General features: G+C 55.7%; 24 protein-coding genes, 1 pseudogene and 1 riboswitch. Of the genes and pseudogenes, 11 read left to right on the plus strand and 14 right to left on the minus strand.

Annotated features, from left to right (window positions below; genetic code table 11):
- Nucleotides 1–31: 31 nt before the first annotated feature.
- Together FHI25_RS17325 and FHI25_RS17330 are read left to right on the plus strand one after the other, a co-directional pair.
- On the plus strand, nt 32–970 hold the full coding sequence (locus FHI25_RS17325) for a LysR family transcriptional regulator (protein WP_210519927.1): 939 nt from the start codon (nt 32–34) through the stop codon (nt 968–970).
- Between the two features lie 46 nt (nt 971–1,016).
- Nucleotides 1,017–1,898, plus strand: coding sequence for a DMT family transporter (locus tag FHI25_RS17330; protein ID WP_210519929.1), 882 nt, complete (start codon nt 1,017–1,019; stop codon nt 1,896–1,898).
- On the opposite strand, the gene FHI25_RS17335 is transcribed toward FHI25_RS17330, so the two are convergent.
- The 3 genes from FHI25_RS17335 to FHI25_RS17345 are packed head-to-tail and all read right to left on the minus strand — an operon-like array spanning nt 1,895 to nt 4,423.
- Nucleotides 1,895–2,353, minus strand: a complete 459-nt coding sequence (locus FHI25_RS17335) for a pyridoxamine 5'-phosphate oxidase family protein (protein WP_210519931.1) — start codon at nt 2,351–2,353, stop codon at nt 1,895–1,897. The two genes, FHI25_RS17330 and FHI25_RS17335, sit on opposite strands and share 4 nt — an antisense overlap.
- Before the next feature lie 30 nt (nt 2,354–2,383).
- Complete coding sequence (locus FHI25_RS17340; protein ID WP_210519932.1) at nt 2,384–3,268, minus strand: TIGR01459 family HAD-type hydrolase; 885 nt, start codon at nt 3,266–3,268, stop codon at nt 2,384–2,386.
- Nucleotides 3,269–3,286: 18 nt separating this feature from the next.
- On the minus strand, nt 3,287–4,423 hold the full coding sequence (locus tag FHI25_RS17345; RefSeq protein ID WP_210519934.1) for a quinone-dependent dihydroorotate dehydrogenase: 1,137 nt from the start codon (nt 4,421–4,423) through the stop codon (nt 3,287–3,289).
- Nucleotides 4,424–4,674: 251 nt separating this feature from the next.
- On the opposite strand from FHI25_RS17345, the gene FHI25_RS17350 reads away from it, so the two are divergent.
- A complete protein-coding gene (locus FHI25_RS17350) occupies nt 4,675–5,787 on the plus strand; it encodes an NADH:flavin oxidoreductase (protein ID WP_210519936.1) in 1,113 nt (370 codons plus the stop codon).
- An 87-nt stretch (nt 5,788–5,874) separates the two neighbouring features.
- On the opposite strand, the gene FHI25_RS17355 is transcribed toward FHI25_RS17350, so the two are convergent.
- A complete protein-coding gene (locus FHI25_RS17355) occupies nt 5,875–6,459 on the minus strand; it encodes an exopolysaccharide biosynthesis protein (protein ID WP_210519938.1) in 585 nt (194 codons plus the stop codon).
- A 126-nt stretch (nt 6,460–6,585) separates the two neighbouring features.
- On the opposite strand from FHI25_RS17355, the gene FHI25_RS17360 reads away from it, so the two are divergent.
- The 3 genes from FHI25_RS17360 to FHI25_RS17370 all read left to right on the plus strand — a co-directional run bounded on the left by FHI25_RS17360 (nt 6,586) and on the right by FHI25_RS17370 (nt 7,505).
- Nucleotides 6,586–6,822, plus strand: coding sequence for a DUF1413 domain-containing protein (locus FHI25_RS17360; protein ID WP_210519940.1), 237 nt, complete (start codon nt 6,586–6,588; stop codon nt 6,820–6,822).
- Between the two features lie 74 nt (nt 6,823–6,896).
- Complete coding sequence (locus tag FHI25_RS17365) at nt 6,897–7,175, plus strand: type II toxin-antitoxin system Phd/YefM family antitoxin (RefSeq protein WP_210519942.1); 279 nt, start codon at nt 6,897–6,899, stop codon at nt 7,173–7,175.
- Between the two features lie 6 nt (nt 7,176–7,181).
- Nucleotides 7,182–7,505 carry a type II toxin-antitoxin system RelE/ParE family toxin gene (locus FHI25_RS17370; protein ID WP_246879185.1) on the plus strand — a complete coding sequence of 108 codons (324 nt, stop codon included), beginning with the start codon at nt 7,182–7,184 and terminating at the stop codon, nt 7,503–7,505.
- A 15-nt stretch (nt 7,506–7,520) separates the two neighbouring features.
- On the opposite strand, the gene FHI25_RS17375 is transcribed toward FHI25_RS17370, so the two are convergent.
- Both FHI25_RS17375 and FHI25_RS17380 read right to left on the minus strand, forming a co-directional pair.
- Entirely contained in the window at nt 7,521–7,880 is a 360-nt protein-coding gene (locus tag FHI25_RS17375) for a DUF952 domain-containing protein (protein WP_210519944.1), read from the minus strand.
- Nucleotides 7,881–7,917: 37 nt separating this feature from the next.
- Nucleotides 7,918–8,835: a LysR family transcriptional regulator gene (locus FHI25_RS17380; protein WP_210519946.1), complete on the minus strand. Its 918-nt coding sequence runs from the start codon at nt 8,833–8,835 to the stop codon at nt 7,918–7,920.
- Between the two features lie 73 nt (nt 8,836–8,908).
- Between FHI25_RS17380 and FHI25_RS17385 the strand changes: the two genes are divergently transcribed.
- The 3 genes from FHI25_RS17385 to FHI25_RS17395 all read left to right on the plus strand — a co-directional run bounded on the left by FHI25_RS17385 (nt 8,909) and on the right by FHI25_RS17395 (nt 11,578).
- A complete protein-coding gene (locus FHI25_RS17385; RefSeq protein ID WP_210519948.1) occupies nt 8,909–9,820 on the plus strand; it encodes a PhzF family phenazine biosynthesis protein in 912 nt (303 codons plus the stop codon).
- A 175-nt stretch (nt 9,821–9,995) separates the two neighbouring features.
- Nucleotides 9,996–10,256 (plus strand): helix-turn-helix transcriptional regulator, encoded by a 261-nt coding sequence (locus FHI25_RS17390; RefSeq protein WP_210519950.1) that lies wholly within the window; start codon nt 9,996–9,998, stop codon nt 10,254–10,256.
- A complete protein-coding gene (locus FHI25_RS17395) occupies nt 10,253–11,578 on the plus strand; it encodes a type II toxin-antitoxin system HipA family toxin (protein WP_210519952.1) in 1,326 nt (441 codons plus the stop codon). The genes FHI25_RS17390 and FHI25_RS17395 overlap by 4 nt, the downstream gene beginning before the upstream one ends.
- Before the next feature lie 35 nt (nt 11,579–11,613).
- On the opposite strand, the pseudogene FHI25_RS17400 reads toward FHI25_RS17395, so the two are convergent.
- Nucleotides 11,614–11,745 (minus strand): annotated as a pseudogene (locus FHI25_RS17400) (bifunctional hydroxymethylpyrimidine kinase/phosphomethylpyrimidine kinase); the annotation flags it as partial.
- Nucleotides 11,746–11,776: 31 nt separating this feature from the next.
- Nucleotides 11,777–12,205, minus strand: coding sequence for an NUDIX hydrolase (locus tag FHI25_RS17405; RefSeq protein ID WP_246879186.1), 429 nt, complete (start codon nt 12,203–12,205; stop codon nt 11,777–11,779).
- A gap of 93 nt (nt 12,206–12,298) precedes the next feature.
- A riboswitch (TPP riboswitch) is annotated at nt 12,299–12,428 on the minus strand.
- Nucleotides 12,429–12,708: 280 nt separating this feature from the next.
- Here FHI25_RS17405 and FHI25_RS17410 point away from each other — a divergent pair.
- The gene (locus FHI25_RS17410) at nt 12,709–13,125 is read left to right on the plus strand and encodes a hypothetical protein (RefSeq protein WP_210519956.1); all 417 of its coding nucleotides are present in this window, start codon (nt 12,709–12,711) and stop codon (nt 13,123–13,125) included.
- Nucleotides 13,126–13,232: 107 nt separating this feature from the next.
- Nucleotides 13,233–14,663 carry a DUF2971 domain-containing protein gene (locus FHI25_RS17415; RefSeq protein WP_210519957.1) on the plus strand — a complete coding sequence of 477 codons (1,431 nt, stop codon included), beginning with the start codon at nt 13,233–13,235 and terminating at the stop codon, nt 14,661–14,663.
- 89 nt (nt 14,664–14,752) lie between these two features.
- Here the strand turns inward: FHI25_RS17415 and FHI25_RS17420 are convergent, their stop codons facing one another.
- The 6 genes from FHI25_RS17420 to FHI25_RS17445 form a co-directional block, all read right to left on the minus strand.
- Entirely contained in the window at nt 14,753–15,328 is a 576-nt protein-coding gene (locus FHI25_RS17420) for a PIN domain-containing protein (RefSeq protein WP_210519959.1), read from the minus strand.
- Nucleotides 15,329–15,334: 6 nt separating this feature from the next.
- On the minus strand, nt 15,335–15,805 hold the full coding sequence (locus FHI25_RS17425) for a helix-turn-helix domain-containing protein (protein WP_246879187.1): 471 nt from the start codon (nt 15,803–15,805) through the stop codon (nt 15,335–15,337).
- Between the two features lie 144 nt (nt 15,806–15,949).
- Nucleotides 15,950–16,438, minus strand: a complete 489-nt coding sequence (locus FHI25_RS17430; RefSeq protein WP_210519961.1) for a 3TM-type holin — start codon at nt 16,436–16,438, stop codon at nt 15,950–15,952.
- Nucleotides 16,439–16,609: 171 nt separating this feature from the next.
- Nucleotides 16,610–17,092 (minus strand): cell wall hydrolase, encoded by a 483-nt coding sequence (locus FHI25_RS17435; protein ID WP_210519963.1) that lies wholly within the window; start codon nt 17,090–17,092, stop codon nt 16,610–16,612.
- Nucleotides 17,089–17,412, minus strand: a complete 324-nt coding sequence (locus FHI25_RS17440) for a hypothetical protein (RefSeq protein WP_246879188.1) — start codon at nt 17,410–17,412, stop codon at nt 17,089–17,091. The genes FHI25_RS17435 and FHI25_RS17440 overlap by 4 nt, the downstream gene beginning before the upstream one ends.
- A gap of 151 nt (nt 17,413–17,563) precedes the next feature.
- The gene (locus tag FHI25_RS17445; RefSeq protein ID WP_044829400.1) at nt 17,564–17,869 is read right to left on the minus strand and encodes a hypothetical protein; all 306 of its coding nucleotides are present in this window, start codon (nt 17,867–17,869) and stop codon (nt 17,564–17,566) included.
- Nucleotides 17,870–18,070 lie beyond the last annotated feature (201 nt).

Genomic DNA, 18,070 nt, shown 5'->3' on the forward strand with positions numbered 1-18,070 from the left:
TCTCGCTTAATTCGGATAGGTTAGTGAAAATATGCCAGCAATCAGCCAGCCGACCCTGAATGACATGCGGTTCTTCATCGCCGTTGCCGAACATCGCAGTTTCCGCAAGGCCGCCGATGCGCTGGGTGTTGCGCCCTCCACCCTCAGCCACGCACTGCGCAACATGGAAAGCAACCTTGATATCCGTCTGTTTCATCGCACCACGCGCAGTGTGTCCCTGACCGAGGCGGGCGAACAGCTGCTTGATCGGTTACGCCCGGCACTGCTCAACCTTGAAGAAGCCATGGGCACGGTCGAAAGCTTTCGCACCGGCGGGACGTCGGGCACGGTGCGCATCAACACATCCGACGGGGCCGCACGCCTTTTGACCCGCCATGTGGTTCCGGAAATGCGCAAACAATATCCGGATGTGGCGATTGATCTGGTGACCGAAGGACGGCTTGTTGATATCGTCGCAGGCGGTTTTGATGCCGGGGCACGGCTGGGCGAAGCCGTGCCACTTGATATGGTGGCGGTGCGCTTTGGCCCGCCATTTCGCTTTGTCGCGGTTGCATCGCCAGACTATTTCAAAACCCGTCCACGTCCCATCGTGCCCGATGATTTGCACAGCCATGATTGCATCCGCCATCGCTTTCCCAGCGGCAAGATCTATCACTGGGATTTTGAAAAGCAGGGACAGGAAATCTCGATTGATGTGTCCGGCCCGCTGACGCTCGATCGTCATGATCTGATGGTCGATGTCGCCCGACAGGGGCTTGGCATTGCCTATGTTTCCGAGATTTATGCCGCGCGTGCCATCGCCAATGGTGATCTTGTCACTGTGCTCGATGACTGGTTACCCGAAATTCCGGGGCTTTTCCTGTATTACCCGGATCACCGGCGGGTTCCCCCACCCTTACGCGCCTTTATCGATGTGATGAAATCGCTCGACCCTGCGTTGCGAACCGGATATCTGGAAAGGGATATCTGATTTTGAAAAATGATAAAAACCGGATCAAAACGCGGGGACAGGGGCGATGACGTCCAGCAACACTTCACGCCAGAACAACCTTGCCGGCATCATGACGATGTGTGGCGGGGTGGCAGCGCTGTGTATCAATGATGCGCTGGCCAAAAGCCTGATGGATCATTATTCCCCGATCCAGATCATCTTCCTGCGCAACATCATCGCCCTGCCCTTTGCCTTTTTGGTGGCGCTCAAAATGGGCGGTTCTCGCAGCTTGCGGTCAAGCCGGGTTCACGTGCATTTCATGCGCGGTGTCGTCTGGATTGCCGCCACCGTGATGTTCTTTACCAGCATCCATCACCTTGGCCTTGCCGAAGCCACCGCACTGGCCTTCGTCGCCCCGCTATTTATCACCGCCCTTTCGGCGATTTTCATTGCCCGGGTCGGCTGGCGGCGCTGGCTGGCGGTCAGTGTTGGTTTTCTGGGGGTTCTGGTGATTGTCCGGCCCGGGGCTGCAACGTTTGAGCTGATCTCGCTCCTGCCGATTGCGACCGCGTTTACCTATGCGATCCTGATGCTCAGCGCGCGCTTTGTCGATACGCGCGAAAGCATGTGGACATTGTTGCTCTATCTCAGCCTGACCAGCGCGATCCTGACCAGCATCCCGGTGATCTTTGTCTGGAGCCCGGTCCGGGCGGAGGACATCTGGCTGTTTCTGGCGATTGCGCTATGCGGCTCGCTCGGCATGGCCATGATCACCCAGGCCTTCCGCTTTGCCGAGGCCCCGACGGTGGCACCCTTTGACTACACGGCACTCATCTGGGCAACCGCGCTTGGCTGGATGTTCTGGGGCGAAACGCCCGATGTTCTGACCTTTGTCGGGGCAGCAATCATTACCGCGAGTGGCCTGTTCGTGATCTTCCGCGAAAGCAAGGTGGCGGCGGAAAACTAGTCGCGCAGTTTCACGCCATAGGTCCGCAGCGCACTTTCGCGCATGTCGGCCTCATTCACGTCCTTTTTGAACCGGTAACTGGGTGCCAGGATTTCATTGGCCTTGGTGACCGTCACATCAAACAGGGTCGCCACCCGAAAGGCGTCGCCTGCCATGTTCTGCAAGATGGCCTGGCGATCCTCAAACCCGGCATCACCCCTGCGCATCAGTGTCGCTTCACCATAAAGCTGCCAGCCGCGTTGTGAAAACACATCAACGAAACTGACGCAAACCTGCGGATTGCGCGCGACATTCTGCACCGACTGCGGGGAGGCGATATTGGCGATGATGATGCGGTCATCCCCAAAGCACGCAAAAATTTCCTTGGGACTGACCGACGGCCCGGCATCGGAACTTGTCGCCATCCAGCACAGAACCGAACGATTGGCATAGTCGCGGATGTCATCGGTCAGCATGGCAATCTCCGCCAAAATCAGGGCTGCTGCCTACCAGCAGAAATCCCCCATCGCATAGGTGATATGACGGCCCGTGGCGTTCAAAAGCGCATCAAGCTTCTCGCGTTCCGGAAGCGTACCGCGCGGCGCGTCGAGTTCCTCGGCGTGGATGCCGCCGGTGACAAGTGCAACGTCCAGACCGGCATTGTTCGACCCGGCGATGTCGGTCGAAATGCTGTCGCCGACGACCAGAAGCTTCGCATCCGGGCCCGCATCGAACATCTGCAGGCAGAAGTCATAGGCACTTGCCAGTGGTTTGCCTTCCCAACGGACATTGCCGCCCAGTTCTTCATAGCGTCCGGCAATCGCACCGGCACAGATAATGCGGTTGCCACCGCGGATCACTTCGCGGTCGGGGTTCGGGCACAGCACCGGCAGGTCACGGGCCTTAAGCGCATGGAGCAAGTCTTCGTATTTCGAAACCGGATCATGATCCTCGTTGGGACCCGTGATCAGAACCCAATCGGCATCATCGACCTCGGTGACAATCTCGACATCCTGCTGTTCAAACATCGACATATCGCGCACCGGACCGACCATCAGGACCTTGCGCCCCAGCTTGGCGTACCAGGGATCAGAACGCGCCACGAGCTGGGCATAGGCAACCTCGCCCGATGCCACCGCCGGACCATACAGATCGCGCGCAATGCCCATATCTTCCATCCGGCTGACCACGACCGACGAACGCCGCGGCGCATTGGACAGAAGGGCCACCGGAATGCCGGCTTCCTTAAGGGCGGTCATCGCCGCAATCGAGCTTGGATAGGGTGTCACCCCGTCATGTACCACGCCCCAAAGATCAAGGATCACGGCATCATATTTGCCAATCACCTCGGACAGGCCATTGATCATTTCATAGGAGGCGGTCTTGCTCATGCCGTCCGGGTCCTTGTTTTATTTGTTGTTTGATTTCGAAGCCACAGCCGCCTTGGCAGCGCGCGCCTCATCAACCGGAATGCCCTTGCCCGAAATCTCCGGGAAGGCAGCACCAACCGCATCACTCACATTGGCAAAGCCATCCTTGCGCAGACGTCGTGCAAGGTCTTCCTTGATCTCGGTAACAAGCTCCAAACCGTGATACACCAGCGATGAATAAAGCTGCACCAGCGACGCACCATTAAGGATCTTCTCATAGGCATCCTTGCCCGATGCAATCCCGCCAACCCCGATCAGCGGCACCTTGCCCTCGGTCAAACGGTAAAAATCTGCAAGAACCTTGGTCGAAGGTTCCATCAGTGGCGGGCCGGAAAGGCCACCCTTCTCATCCTGATCATAGGAATTAAGCCCGACCGGCCGGTCAATCGTCGTGTTCGAAACAATCATGCCATCAAGCTTGACCTTGGTCACCACGGCGGCAATGTCGGATTTGTCTTCCTCGGTCAAATCAGGTGCGACCTTAAGCAACACCGGAACCCCCTTGGCAAAGCTGTTGCGCGCCTTGATCACGGCCTTGAGCAGCTTTTCAAGCGGGGCGCGGCCCTGCAAAGCGCGTAGGCCCGGCGTATTGGGCGAGGACACATTGACCACAAGATAATCGGCATAGGGGCCAAGTGCTTCGACCCCCTTGGCGTAATCATCGGCCGCGTCTTCGGAATATTTGTTCTTGCCAAGGTTGGCCCCCAAAACGCCACGCCGTGCGCGTTTGCGCAGGCGTGCGGCCACCAATTGGGCCCCGTCGTTATTGAACCCCATACGGTTGATCACCGCCCGGTCGGAATAAAGCCGGAAAAGGCGCGGTTTGGGGTTACCCGGTTGCGGCAGTGGCGTGACGGAACCGATTTCAACAAAACCAAAGCCATGTGACAGCATCTGGTTGGGGACTTCGGCGTTTTTATCAAAGCCCGCGGCAAGCCCGACCGGATTGGCAAATTTGCGCCCGAACACTTCGGTTTCCAGCATCGGGGTCGCGTCGGTCGCATCATCGGCGCGCGGCACCAGATTGTTTTTCAGTGCCCAGATCGCCAGACCATGCGCGGTCTCGGCATCAATCCAACGGACAATCGGCAAAACCAGTGACTTATACCACCCCACGCGAGACGCTCCGTGCTTGAAAGGACATGCCCTTTTCTTACGCGGCTGGCAGCTTTTGGGCAAGGATCAATGGCATCAAGTGGCGCCATGCGGCCGGTTATTTTCTTATGACCGCTCGATCAACGATCTCAGGCGCTGTACTGCATAAAAACATGTACCGATGTTTTTATCGCCTGGCCACAGATTGACAGCCGCCATTTCCGGAATATCTAGGAGCGACCAAAACAGAAATTCCGATCAAAGGATATCCAATGTCAAAACCCGACATTCTCTTCACACCTTTCAAGCTGAAAACGCTCGATCTTCCCAACCGCATCGTCATGGCGCCGATGACGCGCAACAAGGCCCCCGATGGCATTCCGGGTGCGGCCAATGCCGATTATTACAGCAAGCGCGCCGAAGGCGGCGTTGGCCTGATCCTGTCAGAGGGCACGGTTGTTGGTCGACCGGCATCACGTAATCTTCCGCACATTCCGCTTTTCCATGGCGAGGCCGCCATGGCCGGGTGGAAGGCCGTGGCCGATGCCGTGCATGCCGCCGGTGGCAAAATGGGCCCGCAGATCTGGCATACCGGATCAACCCGCACACCTGATGGCTGGGAACCGGACGCACCGGTCGAAAGCCCGTCGGGTCTGGTCGGCCCGGATGATCCGCGCGGCAATGCCATGACGGAATCTGATATTGCCGATACGATTGCGGCGTTCGCCAAGGCCGCGCTTGATGCCAAGAATGCCGGTTTTGATACCTTTGAAATTCATGGCGCACACGGCTATCTGATCGATCAATTCTTCTGGTCCGGCACCAACCTGCGCACCGATCGCTTTGGCGGCAAGACGATCAAGGAACGTTCGACCTTTGCCCGTGAAGTGGTGACCGCCATGCGCGCCGCCGTCGGCCCGGACTTCCCGATCATCCTGCGTGTCAGCCAGTGGAAACAGCAGGACTTTACCGCCCGCCTTGCTTATACGCCCGATGAAATGACCGATTGGCTCGGCCCGCTGGTCGAGGCCGGTGTGGACATTATCCACGCATCGCAACGCCGTTTCTGGGAACCGGAATTCCCCGAGATTGATGGCGAAAAAGGCCTGAACTTTGCCGGTTGGGCGAAGAAGCTTACCGGGGCGCCGACGATTTCGGTCGGTTCCGTCGGCCTGTCATCCGACTTTATCGGTGCGTTCTCCGGCGAAGCTTCGGAAAAGGCCAGCCTTGATGAGCTGATCAATCGCATGGAAAAGGGCGAGTTTGACCTGATCGCGGTTGGCCGCGCGCTTCTGAGCGACGCCCAGTGGGCCAACAAGGTCAAAAGCGGCGCCTATGACCAGTTAGAAGACTTCAACGCCTCTGCCCTGGCAGAACTCGCCTAAGTTAACACCGATCACAAACACAAAAAACAGCCCGCCGAACCATCGGCGGGCTGTTTGCATATCAGGCGGGGTCGTTGGCTGAATGCCTCAGATGATCTGAAACATCAAAATTACGGTGCCGAGGGTCATGGCAATGGCGGCCAGCATCAAAAGACCGTCACTGACCAAAATCGCCAACCCGAAGGCAGCAATGGCGCTCATGGGGGCGAGTGCGGCAAACGGGACAAGCTCAAACATCGGCATCGACAGCGACAGGATCAGGCACATAAGTGCTGCGATCCGCACGGCAACCCCGCTGATCAGGCTTTCGAACCGCCCACCAAACCAGCGATCCATCCGCTTGGCCACCGGGTCGATCTTTTCAAGCCCTGTGAGGACTTTATCGCCAGAAATCTCACGATCTGCCAAGACGTCGGGTAGCCATAAATGCGTGCGTCCGATGATGATTTGCAGGGAAAACACGGCAACGAGTGCGGCCAGAAAGGTCGGCGCAAAGGGAATCCCGCCAATCGGCGAAACACCAATCAGGCCCGGCACCAACAGAAATGGCCCCTGACTGCGTTGTCCAAGCTCGGCCACAATATCGCCGACCGAAACATGCCGGTCACCTTCCGCACGCTCGCCAATGCGTGCAACAATGTCCTCGACCTTTGCATTCTTTGGCGCCGTCATGACCGGGCCTTTCGGCTATGGATCTGAATGTTATGCATGAAACCACAACGCCTGACGGGCGCGCTTGTTTCCGACGAATTGCGCCAGAACAATGCAGACACGCCGCAACCATGCTGAGATCCCCCGATGCCACAGCTTGATCTCGATAAACTCAAAGCAACCCTTGCCGCGCGAAGCCCCGGCCCGTTTCATTTCCATGAAATCTATGGGCGTGACTGGGGAACGCTTTATATCGGCGACAAGGTCAAACTCGGCCACGCGTTCCTGAATGCCGTGCGCGCCGGGAAGCTTCCCGGCGTGATCGATACCGGCACCAAGAAAGGCGGCGGGCGATTATATCTTTGGAAACCGCGCGGGATTTAAATCCGGATAAAGATCGCATTTACAGCAAAAATGCGCTAAAATCGCACTTTAAAAGATGCTTTAAAGGTGTGGCAATGGATATCACCAAGGACATTCGTCCACTAACCGAGTTCAAACGCGAAACAGCGCAATTCACCAAACGGCTCAAGGAAACGGGTAAACCCGCCTTTCTGACCGTCAATGGCAAGGCAAGCCTCGTCGTAATGGATGCGGGCGCGTGGCAGGAGATGCAAAACCGGCTTGAATACGCCGATAGCGTTGCTGGCATCCGCAGAGGGTTGACCCAGATTGATCAGGGCGAAGGGGAAGACGCCACGGATTTCTTTGCCACGCTTTCCGACCCGGCAGCATAACCTGGCATGAAGCATTACCGGGTGATCATCGCGCCCAACGCGGCGCAGGATATCCGCGAAGCATTTGAATGGTTTCGGATCGAAAACCCGGCCTACGCCAAGACTTGGCGAGACGGCCTGCGTACTGCGATAACAGCTCTTGAAACCTTGCCGTTCAAAAATCCGGTCGCCCCGGAAAGCAAGGAATTTGATGTTAAAATCCGCCAGCTTTTATACGGGCGCGGAACGCCGTGGCGGATCTTCTATAGCGTAAACGATCAACAGGTTTCGATCCTGCATATCCGTCATGGTCGGCAGGATTACTGGCGCCCAACCGATACGGACACCTGATCACAGCACAAATATTTAGCGCAGATCTTTGGGCAGGATGTGAACACCGTTTTCATCAAGGCGAATTTCATCGACCTTGGTCACGTGCTCCACCGACAGAACATCATACAAATGCGGGAACAGCGTGCCGCCACGGGCCGGTTCCCATTTCAGTTTCGCGGCAATCGGCGCCACCGGCACCCGCAGAAGCTTCAAATGGTCCCGCCCGGCATAATGCAGCGCAAGCGTTGCGGCCAGCGTATCCTGGGTCGAGAAATGGATAAAGCCATCGGCAATATCATGGGGCGCACCGTCATATTGTCCGGCGCTGAGGGCTTCTGCCCATTCATCCGAACCCAATACGCGATAGATCATGTCATCAGTTGTATTTGTCATGGCGGGAATTTAGGCAGACACGGGCAAAACGGCAAGCCTATTTCATCTGATCCTTAAGCCAGCCCAAAAGCTGCGCATATCGCTCCGTCCTGGCAAATTCCGGGCTGCAGACCAGCCAATAGGCTGATTTCATCGGCACAGCCTTCCCGACCGGTTTCAAGAACCCTTGCGCGATATCGCCCTCGATCAGAAGCGTTCGGCCAAGCCCGATGCCCATGCCATTGATTGCCGCCTGCAACACCAGATCGGCACGATCAAAGGCCAATGCATTGCTGTGCGCATCAAGCCTCACCCCCGCCTTCGCCGCGTAATAATCCCAACTGAAATCCGTGCCATCACGCTCCCCCACCGCATCCTTGAGTAAGGTAACGTCAAGATCGCCAAGAACATCTTCAAGCCCCCTGCCCACAGCGACATAGCCCGGACGGGCAACCGGCATGATCTCTGCCTTTTTAATCAGTGTTGAATGCAGCCCCGGATAGGGCCCCGCACCAAAACGGATGGCGGCATCAATGGTGCCCCGGGTGAAATCCACTGGCCGGTCATTAACATCAAGCGCCACCTCAAGCCCCGCCTGCTGCGCCGAGGCCAGATTGGGCAGCACCCATTTCATCGCCAGCGCGGATGCCACCGACAGGCGCACCGTGCCCGCGGTCCGGAATTTCTCCAGCCGGTCAAACGCCGCGTCCCAGACATCCACCGTTTCAAGCGCGGCTGCGCACAGCACCTTGCCATATTCGGTCGGGGTGATCTGGCGCGTTGTGCGCGCAAACAGGGCAAAGCCAAGCGCCTCTTCAAGCTGGGTGATCCGGTGACTGACCGCCGATTGATGCACGCCAAGCTTTTCGGCGGCCTTGCTGAAACTGTGTTCGCTGGCAATCGCGGCCAGCACCGGGGCCAGCGGGATCACCCGCGCCATCAGATCGCCCCGTGACATTTCATGAGGTTTCTTCATCTATATATGAGTCCGCAATCCCTGCCAGATCGATTAAAACAGCCTCAACACAGATTTTAGCAGGAATATAGACATGAGTACATCTCAAGAAATACCCCAAACCATCCCGGTGCAGATCGTCAATGCGTTTGTGAAAAACGGAACGGGCGGCAACCCGGCCGGTGTCGTGCTGGATGCCGATCACTATAGCGACGCGCAAAAGCTGTTGATCGCGCAGAAAGTCGGGCTTTCCGAAACCGCCTTTGTCTCGAAATCCGAGAGTTGCGGCATCAAGCTTGATTTCTTTACGCCCACCAAACGCATCGCCCATTGCGGCCATGCCACCATCGCAACCTTTTCCTACCTTGCCGCACTGCAACGCTTTGGCGATGGCGAGACATCAAAGGAAACCGTCGATGGCCCGCGCAAGATCATCCTTGATCACGGCATGGCCTATATGGAGCAACTCGCCCCGACCTACACCCCGGCCAACAGTTGGGTTGATCAGGGTGTAACACTTGATGATGTGCTGAACCCCCTGTCGATCACGTCTAATGACCTCGATGACCGCGCCCGCCCGGTGCTGGTCAATACCGGCAATAACTTCATCGTCATTGCGGTGAAAGACCAGGCGACACTCGCCAACATCACACCCGATCAGGACGCCATCAACACGATCAGCGAGAAGCTGGATCTGATCGGCTATTACATCTTCACCACCGAAACCGACGAAACCGCGATTGACGCCACCACCCGTATGTTCGCCCCGCGCTATGGCATCACCGAGGAAGCCGCCACCGGCATGGCCGCCGGCCCGCTGGCCTGCGTGCTCCATGACCTGCTCGGCATCAAAAAGGACACGTTCCTGATCGCCCAGGGCGCATTCATGACCGAACCGTCACCAAGCGAAATCAGGGTCACGCTGGAGCTTAAAGACGGACGCATCACCGGCCTTCTGGCAGGGGGCAAAGGCAAGGTGATGAAGAGCCTTGAGATCAATATCTAACAACACGCCCTTCCTGGCGCTTCTGCGAACATGCAGGAGCGCCATAACTTTACCCATAAGTAAAAATCACACAGAACAAAGCCTCAAACCGCTCTATCTTACCCATAGGTAAACTTTCCTTTACTTCCACCTCCAATTCGATTAAATTTACTCACAGGTAAATTTGGAGGATGCTGTGCACATCACCCGCATGGATCAGCTTGGCCCGGAAATTCGCAAAACCCGCAAGGCCCTTGGCCTGTCCCAGACCGACCTTGCACTTGCCACGGGCCTGAGCATCAAGTTCCTCAGCCAGCTTGAAACCGGCAAGGCGGATAATCCAAGCTTCGCCAACATCCTTGATATCACCCGCGCGCTTGGCGGTCAGGTCAGGCTGGATTGGTCGGATATACCCACTGAAACCGCCCCCGCCCAAACCGGCGGAGGCCAGACATGACCAAAACCCTTATGGTCCTTGCCAATGGCCGTGATCGGGTTGGCGTTCTGCAATCCGATGCGCGCGGCTATATGTCGTTTGAATATGACCAAGGCTGGCTTTCAAACCCGGCCGCCTATCCGGTTTCGCAAAGCATCCCGCTGTGCGAAGGCACGTTTGACAGCCAAGCCATCGAACCGTTCTTTGACGGGCTTTTGCCCGACAAGAAGGATGTCCGTCGCCAGATCGCAGCACTTTTTGACGTCGCGCCAAGTGACGAATTTGGCATGCTCGAACATATCGGGCGCGATTGCGCCGGGGCCTTGATGCTGGTGCCCGAGGTGCCCGATCACCCATCACTTTCCGCCGATGAACACGCCCCCCGCCTCGCCCCGATCTCAAGCGATGATCTTGCCAAACGCATTGCCGATCTGCCGCAAAGGCCGCTGTTTGTCGACGAGGACGAAGTCGTGCTGTCCCTGGCCGGGATGAATGACAAGGCCGCGGTTTATATTGATCCCGATACGGGGGAAATCTCCCTGCCGATTGGCGGATATCCCAGCACCCATATCCTTAAAATTGATATCGAACGCTTGGCCGATTCCACCCGCACAGAGCATTTCTGCATGAAGCTGGCGCGCAAAATCGGGCTGGATGCCGCACACACCAGAATTCGCATCTATAATGATCGTCCGGTCCTGTTCGTCACCCGCTTTGACCGCGCCTATGCCAGAACATCCGATGGTGTGCGCGTCACCCGCCTGCATCAGGAAGACTTCTGTCAGGCGCTTGGGGTTAATCCCGATGTCAAATATGAAAAGCAGGGCGGACCGGACGTTGCCGCGATGTTTGCACTGACCAGACAGGCCAGCAGCATCCCCGCACGCGACATCCCCAAACTGCTGGGTTTTGTGATTTTCAATTTCCTGATCGGCAACCCGGATGCGCATGCCAAGAACTATTCGCTGATCTATCGCCAACGTCCCGCGAACAGTAAACCAACGACTGTTCAAACGGCCATCAGCCCGCTTTATGACGTCAATAACGGCGCCGCTTTCCGCGATTGCTTCAAAAGCCAGCGCCCCCGCCTCGCTCAGTCCATCGGCGGATGTTTTGATCCGACCGAACTGGATTGGCCCCACTGGGAAGCCCAGGCCCGCATGATCGGAAGCTCCCCCACCGCGCTTCGCAAGGCGTTGCTCACCATGGCAAAGAAACTGCGCGAAACCATTGCCCCGTTGCGTAATGAACTGCGCGACACGGAGGCCGACAGCCCGCGCCTTGACCATATCGTTAACGATGTCTCGAACCGGTGTGAAGCCTGGATCACCAAACTCGGGTGATCGCATGGATGATGATTTCGAGCGCCCGGCGTGTTTCGCGCGACCACAGCCGTCATCGCCGACGCGGCATAGGTGCCAAGCGCCGGAAAGGTCTTGATATCGGCCTGTATTCCGGCCCCGCCCGACGGATCGGTGCCCGCAACCGTCAGAATATTGAAAACCCCGATTACGCCTCCGCCCGATTACACCTCCGCCCGATTACACCGCCGACAGAATATCTGCCGCCTGCTGTGCAACCCATGCAACATCCTGGCTCAACGCAAGCCCGCCCCCGTCCAGATCAGCAACAGGAAACCAGCCCGCTTCAAGCGCATCATCGCCTGCAACCGGTTCTCCACTGGTCCACCGGCATAACATCGCAATCAGGATGAAGTGGTGCTGCAATTGTGCCCCTGCCCCCCGGTCAAAGGCATCCACCGCGGTCAAAACCCGAAGCGCTTCTGCCGATATGCCGGTTTCCTCGCGCAATTCGCGCAACGCGGCCTGTGGCAAAGTTTCACCGGCTTCAATCTTTCCGCCGGGAAATCCCCACATTCCCTGATCCGGCGGATTGGCCCGACGCACCAGCAAGACATGCTGATCACGGATAACAACGGCAATCACCGCCGCAATGGGCCGTACCGGCAACGAAGACGACGATGAGCGGGAAGATAAAGACTGGGAAGATAAAGACTGGGCAGACATAAAGATTGGCCTCGTCCGCTGAGACCGGCAAAGGACAGAACGCAGCAGTCCCGTCCCTTCGCCGGCATGATCCGGATCAGGTTCAAAGGGTCACTGCGCTGCCCATCATTCAAAAACCGGGCCGACAGACTCTCGACCCCCTGTCGGGGCTCCCCTCGGTGCGTCTGCAATCATAACAGGCACCCCATCGAATACAACCTGCGGACATCAAGCGCTTCCGGACCACTCAACATGCCAGCCAAAAGCATCACGGTAATTTCTTATCCGCACGCCGCTTAACCACACTCACGCCCAGAACCCCCAGCGCAATACCCCGGATGGGGCTGGTATTGACCAGGGCGGCGATGATTTCCGAGGGACCGACGCCGACAGCCCCGCCTTGACCTGATCGTTGACGATGTCTCGAACCGGTGTGAAACTTGGATCAGAAAACTCGGGAGATCGCCATGGATGATGAATTCGAACTCCCGCCGGGCATTGGCCCGCATAATGACCGCGAACTGGAATTGATGCTGGCCGGGACAAAGCCGATGGCAATGTTCTCGGACGCCGTCCATGTCAGCGACTATTTCCCCGATGCCGATTTCGCCCCGCACGTCGCCGCAGGCCGGATCATCCGGGTTGAGGAAATCATCCCCCGCCCACCCCATGACATGCGCTACCTCTTCTTCGCCCTGCCCGGCGAGGAATGGCGGATTGAGGGAGCCTTGGGTATGTGCCGCAATCTATGCGCTGGAAATGTAGCCGATCACGACGCAGATTCTGCGCGGATAGGGGAGTTGTTGGGGTATTCGGCGGAAGAAATCACTGCCTTCCTGAGATTTTCAGAACGACACCAAAAAGCATTGTCAACAGAAACGTAATATCAAACTGCACCCAAGCTCAGACTATTGCTCCCAATCGCTTTATTAGCGAAGAGTAATCACTTACGATTTGCAACAGCCCCATAGAACCAGTTTGATTGCTAGAGATGACCAATACTCTTTATCGTTTCAGGCCCATAGAATACATTTTATCATCTGACGACCTCGGATATCAGAAAGATCCGGTAAAGCCTTATGGCTTCGACGAACTCAGAAAAAATCAACTATACCTATCCCCAATGGAAAATCTGAACGACCCAATGGAGGGATATAAGAACCTATATTGGAAGGGCGACAAAGTAATTTGGAATAATTTTTTCAAACACTATGCAATGTGTTTAACGGCTTGCATGTGCCAAGCCACGCTTCACGGCCCTTCCTACAGGGTAACAAGGCAAGATATCCCGATACACCAGTCTCATCGCCGTTCGAACGACGATATAGTAAAGTCAGTAATCACCAGCTTGGCGTCGTGCGAACATGTTCTTGGATATATAGAAGCATTTGCGGAAGCAAAAAGAAAAATCCATAAGAACGAGCTACGCTTCTATTTAAGCACTATAAACATGCACATAACCGACTTTGTGCGCGTAGCATTTGCAGGTTTGGATCCAAGCTTAACGCCAATTGACGCAAGTTTATCTAAAAAGACATTGCTCAGCAAAAGCGCAATATCAAGGTTTCTTAGTATTAGTGAAACCTCTGCAATTGAGGAAAAGAATGCTCAAATATCAGTGAAAGAAAACGAGTTCAAACTTGCGACTATGATCAAATCCGAACCATGGGGGCAAGTGGGAGCAAACATTACCTATGATTTCCCATCTTTGTATCTCGATGCCATCGAAGATCTATTGTATCCGAAAGCGCTAATAGCTTGCCTGTCAGAACGATTCGATAACCCATCCATGTGGTCGCACTACTCCAGAAATCACTCAGGCATTTGCTTACAATTTACCACTGACGGAAAGACCTTTCCCGTGAATACGATTGTAGGAATCGGTGGAACCGCAACAAACACCAAATACGATGTTGGTCTAGTCAATCTCACTTTGCATAAAGTGACATATGACCAAGAATACCCAGAGACCGATTTTTTCAATTCCTTAGGCCAGCTGCCAATACCTACCTTGAATAGTGCATGGCTTTACGATGACGAAGGAAACCGAAGCAGTTGCCTTAACCAGCTCACCAACGATGAAGGCACTTGGCGTCAAAAGTATTGGGAACACCACCCATCTACAGTAACTAAAAAACTATCCGACTGGGAATACGAGAGTGAATTCCGAGCAATTTCCACGTCAGGGTTCAATCAAGACATTGTCTCAAAGAACACCACATATAATTTTGATAACTTGGACGGAATCATCTTCGGCATGCAAACCAAAGATGACTACAAGACAAAAATCATAGAAATAATTAAAGAGAAGTGTGATACGGCGAACAGATCATGCTTCAATTTTTATCAAGCTTATTACAACCCAAAAACCAATAGAGTTGAAAAGGTGAAGCTTGAAAAAATCAGCCAGTTTAAGCTCTGAGGTTTCGTGATTTTTATTCGCTAATAAATCCTTGCAGGGATTTACTTTAGCATCCCCCCATTTTGTCAAATTACGGCGCGAGTTCCACATTACCAATATTGCTCATATTCCTTGAGCAAGAGCGCCGTCGCCATCAAGCCACGGCTTTCCGCAAACTGAATGATCTTGCCTGTCGTAAGAGCCGGGTTTTGATAGCCCGCCCGCATGGTTCTTAACGCGCCAAACGCTGTCTGCTCATGAAGCGTAATGGTATCGGAAATAAACTCATCAGGTGATTTGAGCTCAATCCCGAATTTCACCAATTCATCCGGTGGAAAATCCTTCAGATTGTCGGTCACAAGAACCTGTGCGTTGGTATGAACTGCGGCAGCCAAAACGTGACGGTCATCCGGGTCTGGCAGTGTAACAGCCGGGATGAACGCGTCATATCCGGTCACGCAGGCATCCCGGAACGCCCGCTCCATTGCCGCACGCTGCTTTGTCCCATCCGCCTCACCCTTGGTGATTTTCAGGATCGCACGTTCGGTTTCCTCAAGGATCTCCGGGCTCCAGCGCGGGCGAAAAAGCTCCGCCTCGGCAAGATAAAGCAGCAGGTTCCGCTTGAACACATCGGCCAGAACACAGGCATCAAGAAGTGCTGTAAAATGGTCTGCCCGATAGGTCATTTGCCCTCAATATCCTTTCAAAAGGAGCTCTGCATCCATTTTTGCCAGTTCGGACAAAGCCTCGCGACGCTCTGCGTCCCGGTTTGACTTATAGGCAAACAAATCCTCGGCCTTGATCCGGCGGTGCCGCCCAACGGTGGCATACGGGATGTCACCGGCTTCCAGCAGCTTGATCAGATAGGGCCGCGACACATTCAACAAATCTGCCGCTTGTTGCGTTGTCAAATCTGCCGAAAGCGGGATCATCTGAAATCCCTGACGACTGGACACCAGACGCAGCAACGCCATCAGGCTTTCCGTCAAAGCCGGGCTGAGCGTAATCGTTTCCGGTTTCCCATCACCGGGCATGACGGTCAGCTTGGTATCCTCACCATCCTTGGTCTGCGAAGCAATAATCTGGCGGAGCTGATCGGCAGTCGCACTTTCAATCTGGGTTGGCAATCTACCGCCAAAGTCGTCTTTGCGAATTGCGGACATCTATAACTCTCCAGTTTACGGCATCATCGATGCTGAATGCCAAAGATGATGCGCATAATGCACCCTATGCACCCTATGCACCCTATGCACCTTATACGCCTCACACACTAAACGCAATATTCGAAACAAACGCAATAAACGAAATCACGGGATCTTCTTATCCGCACTCCGCTTAACCACACTCACGCCCAAAACCCCCAACGCAATACCCCAGATCGGGCTGGTATTGACCAGCGCTGCAATGATCGCCGGAGCCTGAAGCGGGGTCAGGATGATGGCAGCCGCAATTGCCCCCATGGTCATGATCCAGGTAAGTGCGACGGCGTAGCCGAAGCTGGGGCGCCAACGGCGTACAAAGGCGTCTTCGCTGGCGACCTCGGCGCGGATGGTGCGGTTGACCGATTTCAGGGTTTCGGTATCGCGCGCCAGTTCGATTTCGGCCATGCGTTCGGTGTGGCGGTTGGCGGCGTTTATTTGTTCCGGTGTAACGTCGCCCTTGGTGACAGCGGTTTCGACCTGTTTGAGGCCGTCGGCGGCGGCTTTGGCAATCGGGTTGTCGATATGATCAAGCCCCGCACCCACCGCCTTCATCAAAAGCGGCAGGCCGATCTGGGCGAGCAATGCAGGAATCATTTTGCACCTCTGGCAATTTTTGAAGCCTTCACGATGGTTGGGATTGTCGGTAAGACGTGGCGAAAAGTAGTGGCGAGAACCGGCGCGCAGCGTACGTGTCAGTACGTGAGCACCGGAAGCGCAGCCAATGCTTCTTTGCAGTCCGTCTTGGCGGCAAGAGCGGCCATCGGATTAACCGATGTTCTTGTAGAACAGGTGATTGCCAATCTCGGCGACCGGCACATGCCCACGCGCCCAGAACGGGTCCACCGCATGGGTGTGATAATGGGTGGCACCCTCGGTTTGATCGCAAAGCTCCCCCGCCACCGCGCGTTTGGCGATGCGTTTGCACAGACGATAGGCCGGGTCACGCGGGCTGAGTGCGAGCAACTTCTTGCGGTTGGGGTCCGCCTTGTTCCAGCAGGAAAACTGTGCCGGTTTCAGGCACACCGATTTGATGTCATTGCCCCACCAATAGCGCCCGCGAGATTGCGCAAACGCCACGCGGTTAAGGATCACCGATGCCACCGCCTCGATCCCGGTAAGCTCTTCGCCGCGTGCCTCGCCATAAAGGGTGCGGGCAAGCACGTCGACCTCGGGCAGTGTATCGGTGTCGGTCACTGACTGTGCGACCGGCTGTGGCGCTGGTCGGGTCAGGGTTTGGCATTCAGTCATAAGCTCAGATCCTTTTTGCTCGGGGGTACAGGCATGTCGAGCTTGGCCTCGATCCGGAGCAAATGGCCGGTCAGGCGTTTTTCGACATCCTTGAGATAGGGGATGGAGACATAGTTGCGCGCGACATCGAGCTTGAAGGCGGCCAACGCATCGCGCAGGTCGGTAATGTCGGTTTCATGGCGCGTGCGTTGGGTTTCTGTGCGGCTGAGAAGCTCGGCACGCATCCGCCAATGCAGCCAGAACAGGCTGGCGACAACGGGAATTTCAACAGCCGTGATCCACCAGATCACATCGACCGTCTGGGTCACAGGCAGGGTCATGGGGGCCTCGATTTTCGGACAAAGAAAAACCCGCAAACCGATGGCTTGCGGGTCAGGTCGCTGGCGCATTCCGCCCGGGGATAACAGTGGCGATATTCCCCGGCCCGAATGATCAGCAAAAATCGTCAGGAAGCGGCATTCAGGGGCGCGCTCAGGCAGCCGGTCCCTTAAGCTTTTCTTCCAGGTCCTGCCAGGCCTCGCCAGAGGCGACAAGGCAGCTCGGGCCGGACGGATAGGTAAACAGGATGGTCCAGGTCTGGCCATCAGGCGCCTTGAGCACCTCGATCACGCCACCATTGGACGTGACGCCGACTGCAACCGGTTCTTCGGAATATTTCGCGCTCAGGCTATCGATCACCTTGGATCGGTCCCCGCAAACGGGGGACGCCGAGGCTTGGGGAATTGTTACTGCAACGGCACCTGCCACCACAGCAATCAAGCTCAGTGTTTTCAACATGGTCAGGCCTCCTGACAGTCAGGTGCGCCCACATGGACGTCTTGTTTTCCTGGACTGCAAAATCAATCAACAAATGATCTTTGGCCGCTTCCTTGTGCCGGCTTCATGGGCCGGGACCCGTCTTTTTCTGGCTTCGAAAACTCACTTTAGTATAGGAAGAAAAATTACTTACTATGCTTTCATATAATAAACGTAGGGAGC

Source organism: Thalassospira sp. ER-Se-21-Dark (assembly GCF_017922435.1).
Taxonomy (GTDB): Bacteria; Pseudomonadota; Alphaproteobacteria; order Rhodospirillales; family Thalassospiraceae; genus Thalassospira.